16 protein-coding genes are annotated in these 17,254 nt (G+C 65.9%); 8 read left to right on the top strand and 8 right to left on the bottom strand.

Annotated features, from left to right (window positions below; all coding sequences use genetic code 11):
- Nucleotides 1–13: 13 nt before the first annotated feature.
- Nucleotides 14–808, bottom strand: coding sequence for a metal-dependent hydrolase (locus F7R91_RS18975; RefSeq protein WP_150950245.1), 795 nt, complete (start codon nucleotides 806–808; stop codon nucleotides 14–16).
- A 145-nt stretch (nucleotides 809–953) separates the two neighbouring features.
- Here F7R91_RS18975 and F7R91_RS18980 point away from each other — a divergent pair, with 145 nt between their 5' ends.
- The 3 genes from F7R91_RS18980 to F7R91_RS18990 all read left to right on the top strand — a co-directional run bounded on the left by F7R91_RS18980 (nucleotide 954) and on the right by F7R91_RS18990 (nucleotide 4,895).
- On the top strand, nucleotides 954–3,467 hold the full coding sequence (locus F7R91_RS18980; RefSeq protein ID WP_150950246.1) for a DEAD/DEAH box helicase: 2,514 nt from the start codon (nucleotides 954–956) through the stop codon (nucleotides 3,465–3,467).
- Between the two features lie 19 nt (nucleotides 3,468–3,486).
- Entirely contained in the window at nucleotides 3,487–4,353 is an 867-nt protein-coding gene (locus tag F7R91_RS18985) for an acyl-CoA thioesterase (protein ID WP_150950247.1), read from the top strand.
- Between the two features lie 299 nt (nucleotides 4,354–4,652).
- Entirely contained in the window at nucleotides 4,653–4,895 is a 243-nt protein-coding gene (locus tag F7R91_RS18990) for a GNAT family N-acetyltransferase (RefSeq protein ID WP_225320690.1), read from the top strand.
- An 83-nt stretch (nucleotides 4,896–4,978) separates the two neighbouring features.
- Here the strand turns inward: F7R91_RS18990 and merB are convergent, their stop codons facing one another.
- Nucleotides 4,979–5,995 carry an organomercurial lyase gene (merB, locus tag F7R91_RS18995; RefSeq protein WP_225320691.1) on the bottom strand — a complete coding sequence of 339 codons (1,017 nt, stop codon included), beginning with the start codon at nucleotides 5,993–5,995 and terminating at the stop codon, nucleotides 4,979–4,981.
- 47 nt (nucleotides 5,996–6,042) lie between these two features.
- Here merB and F7R91_RS19000 point away from each other — a divergent pair, with 47 nt between their 5' ends.
- Nucleotides 6,043–6,474: a heavy metal-responsive transcriptional regulator gene (locus tag F7R91_RS19000; RefSeq protein WP_150950248.1), complete on the top strand. Its 432-nt coding sequence runs from the start codon at nucleotides 6,043–6,045 to the stop codon at nucleotides 6,472–6,474.
- 100 nt (nucleotides 6,475–6,574) lie between these two features.
- Nucleotides 6,575–6,841, top strand: a complete 267-nt coding sequence (locus F7R91_RS19005; RefSeq protein WP_191971547.1) for a Clp protease N-terminal domain-containing protein — start codon at nucleotides 6,575–6,577, stop codon at nucleotides 6,839–6,841.
- 58 nt (nucleotides 6,842–6,899) lie between these two features.
- Here F7R91_RS19005 and F7R91_RS19010 read toward each other — a convergent pair whose 3' ends face one another.
- From F7R91_RS19010 to F7R91_RS19035, 6 genes are all read right to left on the bottom strand, one after another.
- Nucleotides 6,900–7,895: a glycosyltransferase gene (locus tag F7R91_RS19010; RefSeq protein ID WP_150950250.1), complete on the bottom strand. Its 996-nt coding sequence runs from the start codon at nucleotides 7,893–7,895 to the stop codon at nucleotides 6,900–6,902.
- Nucleotides 7,892–9,154 carry a phenylacetate--CoA ligase family protein gene (locus F7R91_RS19015; protein ID WP_150950251.1) on the bottom strand — a complete coding sequence of 421 codons (1,263 nt, stop codon included), beginning with the start codon at nucleotides 9,152–9,154 and terminating at the stop codon, nucleotides 7,892–7,894. The genes F7R91_RS19010 and F7R91_RS19015 overlap by 4 nt, the downstream gene beginning before the upstream one ends.
- Nucleotides 9,154–10,197: a VOC family protein gene (locus F7R91_RS19020; RefSeq protein WP_191971548.1), complete on the bottom strand. Its 1,044-nt coding sequence runs from the start codon at nucleotides 10,195–10,197 to the stop codon at nucleotides 9,154–9,156. Before F7R91_RS19020 ends, F7R91_RS19015 begins: the two co-directional genes overlap by 1 nt.
- 81 nt (nucleotides 10,198–10,278) lie before the next feature.
- Nucleotides 10,279–10,689 (bottom strand): SaoD/DsrE family protein, encoded by a 411-nt coding sequence (locus F7R91_RS19025; RefSeq protein WP_225320700.1) that lies wholly within the window; start codon nucleotides 10,687–10,689, stop codon nucleotides 10,279–10,281.
- Nucleotides 10,667–12,079, bottom strand: coding sequence for a CUAEP/CCAEP-tail radical SAM (seleno)protein (locus F7R91_RS19030; RefSeq protein ID WP_150950253.1), 1,413 nt, complete (start codon nucleotides 12,077–12,079; stop codon nucleotides 10,667–10,669). Before F7R91_RS19030 ends, F7R91_RS19025 begins: the two co-directional genes overlap by 23 nt.
- Before the next feature lie 120 nt (nucleotides 12,080–12,199).
- Entirely contained in the window at nucleotides 12,200–13,570 is a 1,371-nt protein-coding gene (locus F7R91_RS19035; RefSeq protein ID WP_150950254.1) for a circularly permuted type 2 ATP-grasp protein, read from the bottom strand.
- 439 nt (nucleotides 13,571–14,009) lie between these two features.
- Between F7R91_RS19035 and F7R91_RS19040 the strand changes: the two genes are divergently transcribed.
- From F7R91_RS19040 to F7R91_RS19050, 3 genes are all read left to right on the top strand, one after another.
- Nucleotides 14,010–15,002: a TauD/TfdA family dioxygenase gene (locus F7R91_RS19040; RefSeq protein WP_150950255.1), complete on the top strand. Its 993-nt coding sequence runs from the start codon at nucleotides 14,010–14,012 to the stop codon at nucleotides 15,000–15,002.
- Nucleotides 15,003–15,116: 114 nt separating this feature from the next.
- Nucleotides 15,117–15,848 carry a class I SAM-dependent methyltransferase gene (locus F7R91_RS19045; RefSeq protein ID WP_150950256.1) on the top strand — a complete coding sequence of 244 codons (732 nt, stop codon included), beginning with the start codon at nucleotides 15,117–15,119 and terminating at the stop codon, nucleotides 15,846–15,848.
- A 64-nt stretch (nucleotides 15,849–15,912) separates the two neighbouring features.
- Nucleotides 15,913–17,199 carry a Mur ligase family protein gene (locus F7R91_RS19050; protein ID WP_150950257.1) on the top strand — a complete coding sequence of 429 codons (1,287 nt, stop codon included), beginning with the start codon at nucleotides 15,913–15,915 and terminating at the stop codon, nucleotides 17,197–17,199.
- Nucleotides 17,200–17,254 lie beyond the last annotated feature (55 nt).

The raw sequence follows: 17,254 nt of genomic DNA on the forward strand, positions 1-17,254 counted from the left end.
TGCGGCCGTCCCCTCAGATGACGTTCAGTGCCGCCGCGCAGCCCACTCCCCCGAGCAGCATGAACACCGGCATCAGCACCTTGAGCTCCACCCAGCTGCCCGCGCGGAACCGCATGGCCTTCGGCGGGCCGATCGGGTACCAGCGCTTGCGGCCCACCGGGATCGGCCACAGGATCGGGCAGCCGGAGACCGTCAGCGCGTCCCCGATGTCGTGCACTATCGCGCCCAGCACGATCGGCAGCCCCAGCCACAGGTACTCCTGACCGGGCGCCGTGAACAGCCAGTCCGATCCGTTGCCGGGCTTGTCGAGGACACCGGCGAGGATCCATGCACTGGTCGCGGCCAGCAGCCAGACCAGGACGTCGCCGCTGGATCCCCGGGCCGCCCGCCACAGCAGGCCTTCGATGGCCAGCACCATGTGCACGAAGAGGATCGCGAGCACCGCCCAGCGGCCGCCGGTGATCGCCACGGCCGAGGTGCCCGCACCGATCAGCACGGCCCACAGCCAGGTGTGGGTGAGTGTGCGGTGGCCGCCGGAGCGGCGTGGGTCGCCCTGCTTCTTCGTGGCCTTGTAGACGGCGTACGAGAGCTTGTCGACGACCTCGCACAGCCAGCGTGAGAGCGGGCCGAAGGACCGTGAGATGGTCGCCGCCTTGTGGTCGAGATCGGGGGCGAGCGCAGCGCCCGCGCAGATCAGGGCCCCGGCCAGGAGGACCGGCCAGGGCATCGTGTGCCCGGCCGCGGCGGCCGCCGCACCGACGCCGAGCCAGGCCGCGGCGCCCGACAGTGAGTGTGCTGGTCCCATCATCGCCGTTGCCCGCCCCATTCCTCGTGTGCCGCTGTCCAGTTGACCGGGTGCGTTGACGCTCCGCCGGCGACACAGCGTAGCGTTCGCGATCTTCGGTCCGGCATCCGATTCCCTTATCCGGTGGGAGGGCAGGCAAGATGGGTCCGTGACCCTCATCGATCAGCTGCCGCCTACCGCCGACCCCGACGCCCTCTACGAAGCCTTCGAGTCCTGGGCACAGGAACGCGGTCTCACCCTCTATCCGCACCAGGAGGAGGCGCTGATCGAGGTGGTCTCCGGTGCGAACGTGATCGTGTCGACGCCCACCGGCTCCGGGAAGAGCATGATCGCAGCCGGTGCCCACTTCGCCGCGCTGGCCCGTGACGAGGTCACCTTCTACACGGCTCCGATCAAGGCGCTCGTCTCGGAGAAGTTCTTCGAGCTGTGCAAGATCTTCGGCACCGAGAACGTCGGCATGCTGACCGGTGACGCGTCCGTCAACGCCGATGCGCCCGTGATCTGCTGCACGGCCGAGGTGCTCGCCTCGATCGCACTGCGCGACGGCAAGCACGCCGATGTCGGCCAGGTCGTGATGGACGAGTTCCACTTCTACGCGGAGGCGGACCGCGGCTGGGCCTGGCAGATCCCGATCCTCGAGCTTCCCCAGGCGCAGTTCATCCTGATGTCGGCGACCCTCGGCGACGTCTCGATGTTCGAGAAGGACCTCACCCGGCGCACCGGTCGCCCCACCTCGGTGGTCCGCTCGGCGACCCGCCCGGTCCCCCTCTCCTACGAGTACCGGCTCACGCCGCTCACGGAGACGCTGACCGAACTGCTGGCGACCAAGCAGGCGCCGGTGTACATCGTGCACTTCACGCAGGCGCAGGCCGTGGAGCGGGCGCAGGCGCTGATGAGCATCAACATGTGCACCCGCGAGGAGAAGGACCAGATCGCCGAGCTGATCGGCAACTTCCGCTTCACCACCAAGTTCGGCCGCAACCTCTCGCGTTATGTGCGCCACGGCATCGGTGTGCATCACGCGGGCATGCTGCCCAAGTACCGGCGTCTGGTGGAGAAGCTGGCGCAGGCCGGTCTGCTGAAGGTCATCTGCGGCACGGACACGCTCGGCGTCGGCGTCAACGTCCCCATCCGCACCGTGCTGTTCACCGCGCTGACCAAGTACGACGGCAACCGCGTCCGCACACTGCGGGCCCGTGAGTTCCACCAGATCGCGGGCCGTGCCGGACGGGCCGGATTCGACACGGCGGGCTTCGTCGTCGCCCAGGCGCCCGAGCACGTCATCGAGAACGAAAAGGCGCTCGCCAAGGCGGGCGAGGATCCGAAGAAGCGCCGCAAGGTAGTCCGCAAGAAGGCGCCGGAGGGCTTCGTCGGATGGACGGAGAACACCTTCGAGAAACTCATCGCCTCCGAGCCGGAGCCGCTGACGTCCCGCTTCCGGGTCACGCACACCATGCTGCTGTCGGTGATCGCCCGGCCCGGCAACGCCTTCGAGGCGATGCGTCACCTGCTGGAGGACAACCACGAGCCGCGCAAGCAGCAGGTGCGGCACATCCGGCGCGCGATCGCCATCCACCGCTCGCTGCTGGACGGCGGCATCGTCGAGAAGCTGGACGAGCCGGACGCCACGGGCCGCATCGTCCGCCTCACCGTGGACCTGCAACAGGACTTCGCCCTCAACCAGCCCCTCTCCACCTTCGCGCTCGCCGCATTCGAACTCCTCGACCCGGACTCGCCGTCCTACGCACTGGACATGGTGTCCGTCGTCGAGTCGACCCTCGACGACCCTCGGCAGATCCTGGCCGCCCAGCAGAACAAGGCGAAGGGCGAGGCCGTGGCCGCGATGAAGGCGGACGGCGTCGAGTACGAGGAGCGCATGGAGCGCCTCCAGGACATCACCTACCCGAAGCCCCTGGAGGAGCTCCTCTTCCACGCGTACAACACCTACCGCAAGAGCCACCCCTGGGTGGGCGACCACCCGCTGTCGCCGAAGTCCGTCATCCGTGACATGTACGAACGGGCCCTCTCCTTCACGGAGTTGGTGTCCTTCTACGAGCTGGCCCGCACCGAGGGCATCGTGCTGCGCTACCTCGCGAGCGCCTACAAGGCCCTGGACCACAACATCCCGGACGACCTCAAGTCCGAGGACCTGCAGGACCTGATCGAATGGCTCGGCGAGATGGTCCGCCAGGTCGACTCCAGCCTTCTGGACGAGTGGGAGCAACTTGCCAACCCGGAGGAGATGACGGCGGAGGAGGCCCAGGAGAAGGCCGACGAGGTCAAGCCGGTCACCAGCAACGCGCGCGCCTTCCGGGTCCTGGTCCGCAACGCCATGTTCCGCCGCGTCGAACTCGCCGCCCTCGACCAGGTCGAGGAGCTCGGCGAGATGGACGCCGAGGCCGGCTGGGACGCGGAGGCCTGGGGCGAGGCGATGGACAAGTACTGGGACGAGTACGACGACCTCGGCACCGGCCCCGACGCCCGCGGCCCCAAGCTGCTCCTGATCGAGGAGGAGCCGCAGAACGGCCTGTGGCGGGTCCGCCAGACCTTCGCCGACCCGAACGGCGATCACGACTGGGGCATCAGTGCGGAGATCGACCTCACGGCTTCCGACGCCGAGGGCCGTGCGATCGTCCGCGTGACCGACGTCGGCCAGCTGTGAGCACAGGAGAGTCCCGCCCATGACGAACCCTGCCGAGAAGCTGGTCGATCTGCTCGACCTGGAGCAGATAGAGGTGAACATCTTCCGTGGCCGGAGCCCGCAGGAGTCCCTCCAGCGTGTCTTCGGCGGCCAGGTGGCGGGCCAGGCTCTGGTCGCCGCGGGCCGCACCACGGAGGGCGACCGTCCCGTGCACTCGCTGCACGCATACTTCCTGCGCCCGGGCCGGCCCGGCGTGCCGATCGTGTACCAGGTCGAGCGGGTGAGGGACGGGAGGTCGTTCACCACCCGCCGGGTCACCGCCGTGCAGCAGGGCCGCACGATCTTCAATCTCACCGCCTCCTTCCACAAACCCGAGCAGGGAAGCTTCGAGCACCAGCTGCCACCGGCCCGCAAGGTCCCGCCACCCGAGTCCCTGCCGACGGTCACGGACGAGATCCGCGAGCATCTGGGCGCCCTACCCGAGCAGTTGGAGCGCATGGCCCGCCGCCAGCCCTTCGACATCCGCTACGTGGACCGGCTGCGCTGGACCACCGAGGAGGTCAAGGACTCCGAGCCGCGCAGCGCGGTGTGGATGCGCGCGGTCGGACCGCTGGGCGACGACCCGCTCGTGCACACCTGCGCACTGACCTACGCCAGCGACATGACCCTTCTGGACGCGGTCCGCATCCCGGTCGAACCCCTATGGGGCCCACGGGGCTTCGACATGGCGTCGCTGGACCACGCCATGTGGTTCCACCGCCCGTTCCGCGCGGACGAGTGGTTCCTGTACGACCAGGAGTCGCCCATCGCGACGGGCGGCCGGGGACTGGCCCGCGGCCGGATCTACGACGTGGAGGGGCGTCTGCTGGTGTCGGTCGTCCAGGAGGGACTGTTCCGGGCGCTTTGAAGTGCTCTCCTGCCTTCGCAGGCTCAGGAAGGAGATTCCTGCCTACACGGTTGGAATCGTCGTGTCGACCGGACAGCACCACCCCACCATCCGCCCTGCAACCGGCGAAGATATCGATGATCTCCAGGCACTCGCGCGTCGCAGGATCGACACCTGTTACCGAGGGTTCCTCGGCGACGAGGCAGTGGACTGGTTCATCGACAGTGGCGCTTCGGACGCGCACGTGAAAAGCCATCTGGAGCAGGGTGGCGTGCACTGCCTGAGCCAGGGCAACCGGATCGTCGGCTTCACCATCCTCGATGGTCCCACGATCCCTGATGATGGTCGACCTCGGCCATCACCGTCGAGGACTCGGCCGCCTCCTACTTCGGCACGCGGAAGAAACGCTCTTCGCCCAGTACTCGACCATCCGACTGGAGACCTTCGCGGACAACGCCAGGGCCAAGTCGTTCTACGAGACGTGCGGCTGGGTTCACGGGGATCCGCTGGAGGGCGAGGGGCCGACCAGATTCGAATACACCGAGAACCGGGCGGGCAGCTGAGGGGTGCCTGGGTCCGATCAGGCAATGTTTGCCCTGTCGACCACGACGTGTCCGAACCGTTCGCAACGGCATGCGCTCCATCATCATCTTCGCCCTTCCCTGGGCTCCGCTGCTGCGAGCAGGGAACCGAAGACGGACCGCCCCAGGGCCTCGGCGTTGGATTGATCGACGACCTTGCCGGTGTAGTCGGGATTCTGTCGGGCCCAGGCGCAGGCGGTGCGGCGGCTGGTGAAGAAGTTCAGGGCGCCGCAGGCGACATCGGCGGCAGGACCCGTGCAGGAGCGTTGGCCGACATAGACCACAGCGGTGGATGGCTGCCAACTCATGTGCCCGTCGGCAGAATCGACGGTGATGGTGTCGCCGATGACGGGGTCGGCGGAGGTGATCACGGCATCGGTGCCGAGCATGTCCGGGATGCCCAGTGCGTCGATCGCACACATCGCCCATACCTCAACACCGGTGGCGATCCGAACACGATGGGCGGTGGGCACATCGGAGAACGGGTACGCCGCTCGGATACCTTCGTGGTCATCGAGGACGAGGAAATCGCCGGCGGCCAGGTCGGCCACGATGTCGGCGGCGGTACGGCCGTGGGCGGCTGCTTCGGCTTCCAGTTCCTCTGTCACGGGGGCGTGTCCGGTCGACGCGAAGTGGCGGAGTACGACTTGCTGCACGGCGCGCAGTCCGCCGGCCACGGGGGCGAGGCGTCCCCGCCCGCCCCGGTCAGCCGCATCCGGCGGCGAGCAGTCGCAGTTCCCGGTGAAGTCCACAGCGTCCAGTGCGCGCCGCAGGTCGACGACGCTCGGCGCTCCTTCGGCCCGGCCGTCCGGCCCTCGGTACAAACGGCAGGACAGAGATCCGTGGGCGCCAGGCAGACCGAAGGGGTCCGCACCGTCGATCAGGACGGTTGGGGAACCTGTCATCCCGAGCCGGGCGGCCTGCTCGGGATCGCCGACATCGACCCGTTCCACGTCCGCCTCGCGGCCATCGAGCGCCTGGGCGAGCCGTTCCTCGACCACCGGCGCGTTGGGGCAGTCGGGCACAGTCAGCACGCTGATCCGCATCATCGCACCCTCCCAGCTCACAGCGTCTGCAGCCACCGTAGACCTTCCAGTACGCTGGAAGGTCAAGGCGTAGCCTTGGCGGTATGCGTACCGGAGAACTGGCCGCCACCAGCGGGCTGACGGCCAAGACCATCCGCTTCTACGAGCAGGCCGGGCTGCTGCCAGAACCGCCGCGCACACAGGGCGGCTATCGCGACTATCCGCCGGAGGCCGCGCACCGGCTCGCCTTCATCCGGGAGGCGCAGTCGGCCGGGCTCACGCTCGCCGAGATCCGCTCTGTCCTGGTCGTGCGTGATTCCGGCGAGACGCCCTGCGTCCACGTCGCGTACCTGATCGAGCAACATCTCGCGGACATCGAGCGCCGCATGGCCGAGCTGCGCACGACCCGCACTGTCCTGCGCACTCTGGCCCAACGCGCCGCCGCCACCGATCCGAGCACCTGCTCGGAGGCGGAGATCTGCCGCATCATCAATCCACCACCGCAAGTGACAGATGGATTGTCACGACCAGGTTGACAGCCGACCGTTGTCGACATGAGACCAGCTGTCCGGCCGCGCTGATGCCGCCGTCGCCCAGGTCGTGCGGTAGGCCCGCAATGCCGGGTACTTGTGGACCGTGATCGGCGAACGCCTCGGTGTCACTCGCCAGGCCGACCGCCAGCGTCATGCCGACCGCGTGATTGATCCAAGGCAGCGGTCTGGAAGCCGGTCTGGCTGCCGCGCTGGCCGCCCCGAGGCCGATGGGCTGGCCGAGGCAGGCACCGAGCAGCTCCTGCTGGGACTGCTCACTGACGGGGTAGCCGCGGCTCCCCTGGAACAGCTCGGCGTCAGCCGCGACAAGATCCTGGCCCAGTCGGCCGACGCGAGCAGTCCGCTGACGTGATTGGCCACGTGCACAGGCCGGATGCGGTGGTCGCCTCGGCCGGACGTCAGGCCGAGGGCTATCGCGGTAAGGCTGTCGTCCCTGTGATGATGTCCCGGTAGACAGCCGTGAAAAGCGGTAGCAGCCGAGACCAGTCAAAGATTTCGGCTCGCTTCATCAACACCTGCGATCGTGCAGCCCGGCGCTCGGGGTGTCCGACGTAGCGCAACGCGTGGGAGACAGCAACGTCGTATCTGCTCTGCTCATAGGCATCCGAGCCGTCGCCGAGATACTCGTCCGTCAGTGACGGCAGCCGCGGGCAGATGACGGGACAGCCGGCCGCCATCGACTCCAGTACCGCATTCGACGCAGTAGCATCCAAGACCGGTAGGACCAGGGCCGCAGCCCGGTCGTACATCAGGGCCAGCTCGGCCTCGGACACCCGTGGCGCCATCTCGATGAGGGGGTCGCTGGTCCTGAGCCGGTCAGCTGCGGCGGATCCCAGCACCACCGACCGAACGCCTGCGACGGCGAGCATCTCGACGATCTGCTTGGTTGCGTTCCAGTCACGCAGGTAGTTGCCGACGAAAAGGACGTTGTCCCTGGCGTCCTGCGTGAGTGGTAAAACTGGACGGAACGCCTTCGTCCAAACGCCGTGCGGGACTGCATGGATCGACGCTGTGAGCCCGAAGCGGGCGAGTGCGCGGGCCTGTGTCTCAGACACGGTGATGATTCCGTCCGCTGCGTTCAGCGATGCCCGCGCGGCTTCATCGCCGACCAGTCGGCTGGCGGGCTGGTGGACGGTGCACACGATAGTGGCTTGCGGAAACCGGGCACGCAGGACCGCGGGCAGGGCGCTGCCACTGCAGTCGCCGTAGAAGACGTGGAAGATCTGGTGCGAGGCCGCGGTGAGAGAGGTACTGCCGCCGGATGGTTGGCGGAACCAGGTGAGTTGTCCTGCAGCCAGGTCAGGCCCGCTCAGCCAGCCCGCTTCAGGAAACAGGGAACAGATCTGGTCGTAGCCGCTGCTGGGCGAGTGGTCACAACAACGGTGACCTACGAAGACGAGGTTCATCCGCACGCCGTGCGGCGAGTCGGTCCCGGCGGAGCAGCACCTGTTTCCTGCTCGATCACGATCCGTCGGGTCTTCTCCCTGCTTCTCGTCAGCGCTGCCTCGTCGACGGAGATCACAGTGACGTCCAGGCCCACGCGTTCGTGGAAGGCGAGTTGCACCGCCTCACACAACGACGGTGGGGCTTCCGCTTCCAGGAACAGCTCGTCGTCGGATCCGCAGCGCCGTACGATTCCTCGCCATTCGGCGCTCGCCGGCAGCATCCCCGTAACGATCTCCGCTACCGCGGACGGATACATGAGGACGCCGCCGATCTTGAGGGCATCGTCGGCGCGGCCGATGATCCGGGAGACTCGGGTCGGTGCGGCAGGCTCACCGGCGGTGACACGCACAAGATCGCGGGTGCGGTAACGGATCAGTGGACTGCGAGAGGGACTGCGGCTGGTGATCGTCAGCTCTCCGACCGCACCGGGCGCCACAGGCTCGTCGGCCTTCAGGTCCAGAACCTCGATGCAAAAGTCCTGGGTGTTCAATTCAAGTTCGGCCACCTCAGGATCGGGTGCGAAGGCGACCGACGGGCCGTAGGTCTCGGTGAGGCCGTAGAGTTCGATCCACTGGAAGCCGTCGGGGAGGCGGGCCAGAAGCGTACGTCGAAGTGCTGATTCGGCCGCCTCTGCGCCGATGAAACCTAGTCTCAGCCCTGTGCCCTTCAGGTCGAAGCCGGTCGCCTCTGCTGTCTCGACGAGGCGGCGCAGGTAGGACGGGGTGGCGCTGATCGCTGTGCCGACTCCGCCGGCCAGCATGTGGAGGACTCCAGCCGGGCTTGTCGGTCCGAGCGGAACGACGCACGCACCGCTGCGGTGGGCGAGCAGATCGAGGATCGGGCCGCCGACCCACAGGCCGTAGCAGTGCGTGTTCAGGAGCGCATCGCTCGAGGTCACGCCCACCCGTCGGCCCACTTTCTCCAACCATGTTCCGACCCGGGTGAGATCCGCCTGGTCGAACGCGACGAAGAGCCGGTCGCCGGTCGTTCCTGAAGTGGCGACGACACGGTGGGCACCCGCCGGTCCGCCGGCGGACAGGGGGAACCTCCCGTAGTGGGCGGTCTTCTGTTTGTCGAACGTCGGCAAGCCGTCGAGGCGAGACGTGTCAGCACCGGCGAGAAGGTCGCGATAGAACGGTATGCCCGCGACCGCCGTCCGTACGAGCTCGCCGACCCAGGCTTGGTCATCAGCAGCGCGATCTTGCATGGATGCGGCCATCAGACGTCCTCGTCACGGGCAACACCGTCTGGGTGGCCATCCATCGTCGCCTGAACCGCCTCGAACAGGGCTCTGACGTTGTTGGCGCCGAATCCCACTGCCCCGGAGCGCTGAATGAGTTCGATGAAGAACGTTCCGTGACGTGTGATGGGCCGGGTGAACAGCTGAAACAGCAGGCCTTGGTCGTCGGCATCGACCAGGATCCCCAGTCGGCGCAACGTCTCCCACGGTACGGGCACTTCGCGCAGGCGCTGCTGCGCCTGGTCGTAGTAGGCATCAGGGACCGGCAGGAACTCAAGGCCGGATGACCGGAGAGACTCGACCGCGGCAAACAGGTCGTCATGGCCGAATGCGGCGTGCTGGACTCCCGGTCCGGCGTGGGCATCGAGGAATCGCTGAGTCTGCCCCGTGCTCGCCGGGCTGACCGGTTCGGTGAGCACCACGGTGAAGCCGAGTGCTGACCGGAGCACGATACTGCGCATGCCCGTGGCTTTGTTGCCCACTTCATCAAGGCTGTCGGCGTCGGCGCGTTGCAGTCCGAAGACCTTCTCGTAGGCGGATGCCACCATGTCGGCGGATCCCCGCGGCAGGCAGTACCCGACGTGATCGATCATCCCCATCCGCGGGCCCTCCCGTGCAGCAGGCCCCCAGAAGGAAGGTGCCCGTCGAACCGAGTGGCAGACCGTCCCGTCGTCGAAGAGGTCGATTCTCGGGGCGTCCGGTGTCCCCCAAACTCTGGCGCCGTGGGCAACGGCCCTGTTGGCCACCGCGGCAGGGTCGGCGCAGACGAGCGCAACGTCGGCGACCGTGTCGCCATGCTGCCCGACGTGGCGAGCGATCGGGTTCTCCTCCGACATACCCTGCCGGAGGATTACCCGGACACCACCATTGACCAAGAAGACCGCCTCTTCATCCGGCTTGCGTTCAGAGGGCGCGCCGACGAGTTGGAAGCCGAGCACTGCGGTGAGAAGGTGCTGAGTCGAGCTGAGGTCGGCAACCCATAGTTCGAGAGCGTCGAGTGCGATGTCCCGGCCCGTCGACACGGTGGAGGGCGTGCCGGCTGAAGAGGACGGCCCGGTAGCTGTCGGTCTCATGGGTGGCGTTCTCCAGAGGCCGGTTGATCACTACAGGGTGATCACGTGGTCGGGTGGATTTGTAGACAGGGCCGCGTACAGGTCGGGGAAGCAGCCGACAGTGACGCCGTCGATGGTGTCCTGCGGGGCACAGTCGCCAGGTTCCCCTTTTGCCAAGCCGCGTTCAAGGGCGCACTGATCGCACATCATGAGCAGCATGCCCGTTTCGCGCGCGACCTGCTCGAGACGCTCGCCGATGGGATCGCCGCTGCGCAGGACGTAGTTGTTGTCGTCGAAGAAGAACATGCCAACGACGTCGACGCCGTGGTTGCCCTGCTCGAGCTGGGGCAGAATCATCTTGCCGAGCTTGTAGCTTGCGGTGTGTCCCGAGGTGGCGAATACATACGCGACCCGCATAGTCAGCTCCTGTTCGGTCGGATCAGAGGTGAGCCAATTGCTCATCGGTGGGCTCGGCGCAGCAGTACCAGGGTTCGGTGAGCTGCGGAGTGGTGGTCGAAGCGGGCAGCCGACTCAGGTCCGGGTCAGTCGCCGTGTCGGCGCCGAGCCGGTTGAACGTTGTCCGCCACACGTGGGTGAAGATCTCGCGTCGGTTACGGCTTGCCTTTTGACTGGCCTTCACGAGCTGCAGGATGTCCTGATGCAGCCGATCAACCTCGGGGTCCGGATTCGACCACGGATGGGCCAGGGCATGGGGGTCGAAGTCGCGGATGAGCGTGCGAACCTCGTCGAGTTCGAGCAAGCGCGAACCGGACGGAATGAGCAGTCGGATGCTGTACTGCACTGGGGAGACGAGATCCACCAATTCCAGGCGGAGGATGGTCTGCAGGAACTCCGCGTATCCCGGGAGAGTGGTCCATGGCGTGAAAGCGACGAAGGTGGGATTGAACGCCAGACCGACGTCACGAAGTAATTTGAGGATGTGGTTGAGGTCTTCGGCCGTGTGGTTCTTGTCCAGCCGCCGAAGGATGTCGTCGTCGACGGCCTCGACTGCAGTGGTCACCAGAACACAACCAGTCCGCTTCAGCGCCGGGATCAGGTCAGCATGTTTGCGCAGGTGTTCGACCTTGATCGTGACGTCGTAGCTCAGCTCCGGGAACTCTTCGTGCAATCGGGTGACGATCTTCATCGAATGGGTGGGGGCGTTGAAGAAGTCGGGGTCGCCGAAAGTGATGTGCTCGGCTCCAGCAGCCACCTGTTGGCGAATATCGTCGAGTACCGGTTCGATTTGCACGACCCGGAAACGGCCTCCGTAGACGGGCACGACTGGGCAGTGTCGGCACAGGTGCTTGCAGCCCCGGGATGCCTCTGTGTACCCGACCGTGCGGGTCTGTCCCGTCTCCGTCAGAAGGGCAGCGTACCGCTCCAGTCCAGGCAGGCCGGTGCGGTCAGGAACCAGGAACTGCTGACGGCCGAGGGAGACGACCGAGCGGCCCTCGGGCTGATCCCCATGGCCCGTGCGGGCCTCGATCAGGTCCCGATAGAGGCCGACGAGGGATTCCTCGAACTCGCCACCCAGGATCGAGTCTGCACCGAGGCTGCGTAGGTGATCTGCGTTCATCGGGGCGTAGAGACCGTACACGCAGATGTGGGCGCGCCGGTTGAGCATGCGTAGTCGGCGGAGTATGGGCTCGGCCATCCTGGTCGCGGTGTGCATCGGCACATAGACGCCGATCAGGAGGGCGTCCTGAACGCAGTCGGCGTCGAATGCGCTGACCGCGAGGTCTTGCAGGACGACCTCAGCGCCTGCCGCTTTCAGCCAGGCGGCGGGCGAGGCGAGCCCGAACGACTGCCGGCCCAGCTCGTACGTCGAGATCAGCACAACATGATCCATGCGGCTCCCCCGTTACGTACAGGTCCCTTTCATGTACGGACAGTAACGGCTCTTCCCAGTTTCGGCAACACCGTCGAGGGTCCCGGCATGCGGTCAGCGTCGCGCACAGAAGACAGGCCTTCAGCGCTCGGTGCCGCAGTGGGAGCACGGCTCTCGCAGCACGGGGACGTAGCAGGCGCCTTGGGAGATGTTGTTGAGCCGCCGTGCGTCATAGGTGGACACAGTCTTCCCGACTGCTTGTTCGCTGACGTAGACGTCGCGCCAGTCCAGTACGTAGGTGACCGGCCGGATCTCGACTCGGTAATCGTTCCAGCTGTTCGGTCCAGCCGGTGCCAGATGGGACGGCTCGACATAGCGCTGCGCAACCGCGGCCGCCCCACACCACTCTTTGCTCACCCGGTCTTCGAGAAGTCGGAGCCGGTCCTGCGGTTGCCAGCGCAACACGAAGACCTCAGTGCCCTGGCAGCCGACAGCGCTCTTGATGACCCAGTTCTCCTTGTCGGCAGGCAGCACACCCTCTGTGAGCAGGCGAGTGGGTGGTGTCGGCAGGATGGGGTCCTCACAAGCGTAGAGGCGGATCGCATCGTCGATGTAGGGCAGGAAAGCCTTGTTACCGAGTACGCCGGTGCCGGGTGCGTTGAGCATCTTGATGCCGGGAATACCGAACACGTCGGACCATGACTGGTCGACATAGAAGTTGACCAAGGCCCCGGATCGGCCACCCGCTGCGCTTTGTCTGCCACGTAATTGGCCACGTTCGATGACCGGGATGCCGAGGGTGTCAAGGATCATGCGGCGGCGGGCGTTTTCATGCAGTCGCAGTGCCCAGGGACTCTCGCCTGCGGCATCACATCCCAGTACAGCCGCCACGCTGTCGTCGAGGTCGCTGCCGAGCCGGTGAAGCCACCGCATGATGGCGATCGCCAGATCGGGCGGCCCTTGACAGGTTGAGCAGCCGGGCAGCTGCGTGGCCGAGCGGTACCGGTCTGCGACGAAGAAGCTGTCAGCGGATCCTGCGACACACCCGACGTTGTCTTCGAGGACTGTCCACCGGCCCTCCGGGTCACGCACCAGGTCCGGGCCATAGACGAACCGGACCTCTTCCCGGCCGCGGCCTCGCCACAGCTTGCGAAGCCCGTCCAGAGACGTCCCCTCGGCGGCAAGAATCTCATCCAGCACGGCCCGGTCAAGGCCGATGCCGGCGGTGAGAATCTTCTGGGGGCCGAGTGCCAGGTCGGTGAACAGCTGTTGCAGAGCTCTCGCCCTCTGCACCAGTCCCGCTTGAACGACCGCCCGGTATTCGGCGTCGTCGATGACCACCGGGACCGGGAAAATGCGGGTGTCGTCCCCTAACGGCAGCTCATGAAGCAATTGTGCGAGGGCAGCGGTGGGGAGCAGGGGGTCCCAACCGGCGCGTCGGCGTAGCGTGTCATACGGCGGACGGAGGGCTCCATGCTGATCGAATGCTTCATCAAACCACGGTCGGTCCACCGCCTCAGGCTCCTTACTGCGCGACGTTACGGTTTAGCTGAGCAGTGGGCCGAGTCAGAGCCCGGGAAGCCCATCCGGCGCACTCTGTACAGGGTATGGGGCTGGGTCTACTTTGGATGCGTTCAGATCTCGGGACAGTAAGATCGGCCGCCATTTCTCTAAATCGGCGGCTGCCTCTGGAATCGCTAAGGACGGCTCGCACGTTGGTGCCCAGGTTCGCCGTGAGGTATGAGAGCACCGCCGAGTCCTTTGCGCTGCTTGTCAGGCCTCGGCAGGAAAGCAGCGTGAGGTACCCCGGAGATCCGGCCTACTGGTGCATGGCTCCACCAGATCCACGAGGGGGTAGCCCATTCGGTGCGTTTGCAGTTCGTGACGAGGTGACAGCACTGACACCGTTGAACGCGTTGGTCAACGCTTCCCGTCAGTAAGGATTGGCTGCATGTTCCGCGTAGAGCTTCCCACCGACGTGGCAGAGCACCTATACAACGCGTTTGCCGACCTGCCGTCTCCGAGCGACACCGAGCAGCGTCTGGCACAACTACTGGCATCCTGCTCGATTCTGCCGATCGAAGTGCTTCGCGAGTTGCTGTTCTTCCGCGCCTCGCCCTACGCATCCAACGCAATTCTGATCAGCGGCTTGCCCATCGACCACGATCTACCGCCTACGCCTGCCGACGGTGCCCCGGAGCCGGTCAAGCAGGGGGGCATCAGCGAGTCCGCCATCTTGACCATCGCGGCTCTGCTTGGCGAGCCAGTCGCCTACCGTGACGAGAAGAACGGCGCCTTGGTACAAAACGTGTACCCCACACGGTCTCGCAAGAACACCCCGTCGAACGAGAGTTCTGCAGCATCCTTAGGCTTTCATACGGAGCTGACGTTCAGCCGTACCGCTGCTGACCGGCCACTGCACTGTGCAAGCCCGGACTTCGTCCTCCTGCTCGGACTGCGCTGTCCGGCCGACCGGCTGGCCACGACGTCGGTCGTCGACGCCCGGAAGGCTTGCTCCTGCCTGAGCGAGCGGCAGCTGGCTGTTCTGCGCACGCCTCAGTTCCAGCTGATGGCGCCCTACTCCTTCACTCGCACCGGGGACGGAAGCCGACCGTGGTCGTCTCCGGTTGCCCTCCTGCGCGGACCCGACGACGCACCATCGCTGGCTTTCGACAGCGCGTGCGGAGTCAAAGCACTGTCCGCAGAGGCCGACGACGCGCTCAAGGCACTGACTGCTGCATGCAACGACCCAGAACTCCACGAGACTGTGCAGCTACAAGCCGGCGACCTACTGGCCATCAACAACAACCGGGCCGCGCACTCACGCAGTTCGTTCTCAGCTCACTTCGATGGCCGTGATCGGTGGCTGCAGCGGGTCTATGTGCGCCGCAGCATCTGGCCACTTCCGGTCGAATCGCCGAAATCCTACCGGATCCTCACCTGACCGGTCGTCACCGTGGAGCCATCGGTCATGAGCACTGTCGTGCTGGCATCCCTGCCCTAAGGGCTGTCGTCCGTATCCAAAGGGAGGTCTTCTTTGATGGGAACCAAGCCTGGAATGTCCGCCCAGCTGGTGCAGGATTTCATGTCCAGCATCTGGCGGCACGCACAGGAGCCGCCGGAGGGCTCCTTGACGCACGCACCGAACATCCACCGAACCATCGCTCAGCCCGACCACGCCGAGCACGTGCGGGAACTGAACGGGTTGATCGAACAACTCGACACGCTGCCCCCCACCCAGCAACGCCTGTTCGCCGCCGCGGTCGACGAGGTTCAGATTCGCTCCAAACTGTGGCTCATCGATCAACTCTCCAGCCGGCACGATATCGGCAGCGCGACGCTCGTCGTCCTCGGCGCCTGGTACGGAATCCTGCCGCTGCTGTTCAACTGGCGGCTTGCCCAGCCGCCGGCACGTATGGTCTGCATCGACATCAGCGCCGACGCCTGCGAGCTCGGCCGGCAGGTGATCGGACAGCTGTACCCCAACATCGAGTACCAGGTCGCCGATGCGATGGACCTGGACTACGCAAGCCTCGCTCGCGACCCTTCGTCCGTGCTCATCAATACCATCTGCGAACATCTGCCCGAAGCGGACACCTGGTGGTCGCGTGTTCCCGTGGGGCAGTTGGCAGTTCTGCAGAGCAACAACTACGACCGCTGCCCAGACCATGTGAACTGCGTCAAGGATCTCGACGAAATGAAGGCTCAGATCCCGCTGTCCGAGATGCTCTACGAGGGTGTCCTCCGGCTCCCCATCTTCGATCGGTTCATGCTGATCGGGTATCGATGAGCACGGATCACCTCTGGTGTCGACCTGCGACACGTGCAGCGGACCAGGCATTGAGCGGGCTGTGATGACGGCGGACCACACGGCTGGTGTCGACCTGCTCGACGCGGCGCTGCGCCACCGCGCGCGGCTCAGCAATGTCGTCTTCGTCGCGGTGACTGGTAGCTGCGGGAAGACGACGACGAAAAACCTGATCGCGAGCGTGCTGGCCGGCCGGCGCCGAGGTTCAAAGAGCTCCGGCTCCAACAACTGCGGCATCGATGTCGTCAAGGACGTCCTCGCCGTGCATCGCGACGACGATTTCTTCGTCCAGGAACTCGGTGCATGGGGACAGGGCACCCTCGATGCGGGTATCAACCTGATCCGTCCCCACATCGCCGTGGTGACCAACCTCCGCAACGACCACTACAGCGCCTTTCACGGTCCCCGGGGAGCGCAGGCGGAAAAAGCAAAGCTGGTGGTCAGCCTGCCTTCAGCCGGAACCGCGGTGCTGAACTGGGACGATCAGTACGTCCGGGAACTGGCCGGGAGAACCTCCGCTCGCATCCTTTCTGTCGGCCGTAACAGTCAAGCCCAGCTTCGTGCTCTTGATGTCACGTCGAACTGGCCGGCCCGCTTGTCGTTCCAGGCGGTTCACGGCCGAGAGCGCGTCCACGTCCGAACCCGACTACTTGGCGAGCACTTGCTGGGTTCCGCTTTGTCGGCCCTCGCGGTGGGCCTTGACTTCGGTCTGTCTCTGGAAGAGGCCGCCGCAGCACTCCAAGCGGCTGAGCCAACCCCGAGGCGCATGATGCCGACTGCACACCCGGACGGGGTCACCTTCATCCGGGACGATTTCAAGGCGACCGCCGACTCCGTGCCCGAGGTACTCGCCTTCATGCGCCAGGCGACCGCGCCTCGCAAAGTGGCCGTGTTCGGCCGGATCTCCGATTTTCCTGGACGGTCGCGGCGCGTCTACACCGAGGTGGCCGAGCAGGCGACAGCTGTTCTCGACACCGTTGTATTCGTCGGTGACCGGGCCATCGACCTGTGGGGAAAACAGCACGACACGGCTGAGACCGCACAACTTCAGCTGCGGCACCGGCTCGGATTCACAGAGATCGACAGGGTCCACAGGGCTCGCCCCCCGGGAGACATGTTTGTGTTCGAATCGGTCTGGCGGGCCAGCAGGTTCCTGTCCAGCTTCTTGCAGGTCGGCGACCTCGTGCTCCTCAAGGGTTCCGGTCCGGCCGATCATCTGGAGCGGATCATGTTGAGCCGGGACGAGCCCGTGTCGTGCTGGCTGTCGCGCTGCGGCCGAGTCCATTGCTGTGACGTCTGTGAACTCCTCACAACACCTCTGCAGCAGCACTGACTGCGGTCGGGCCACTCGAGGTGAGCCCACAGAACGCCATGACCACCAAATGCGC

The sequence above is a fragment of the Streptomyces luteolifulvus genome (assembly GCF_008806595.1).
In the GTDB taxonomy this organism is placed as follows: Bacteria; Actinomycetota; Actinomycetes; order Streptomycetales; family Streptomycetaceae; genus Streptomyces; species Streptomyces luteolifulvus.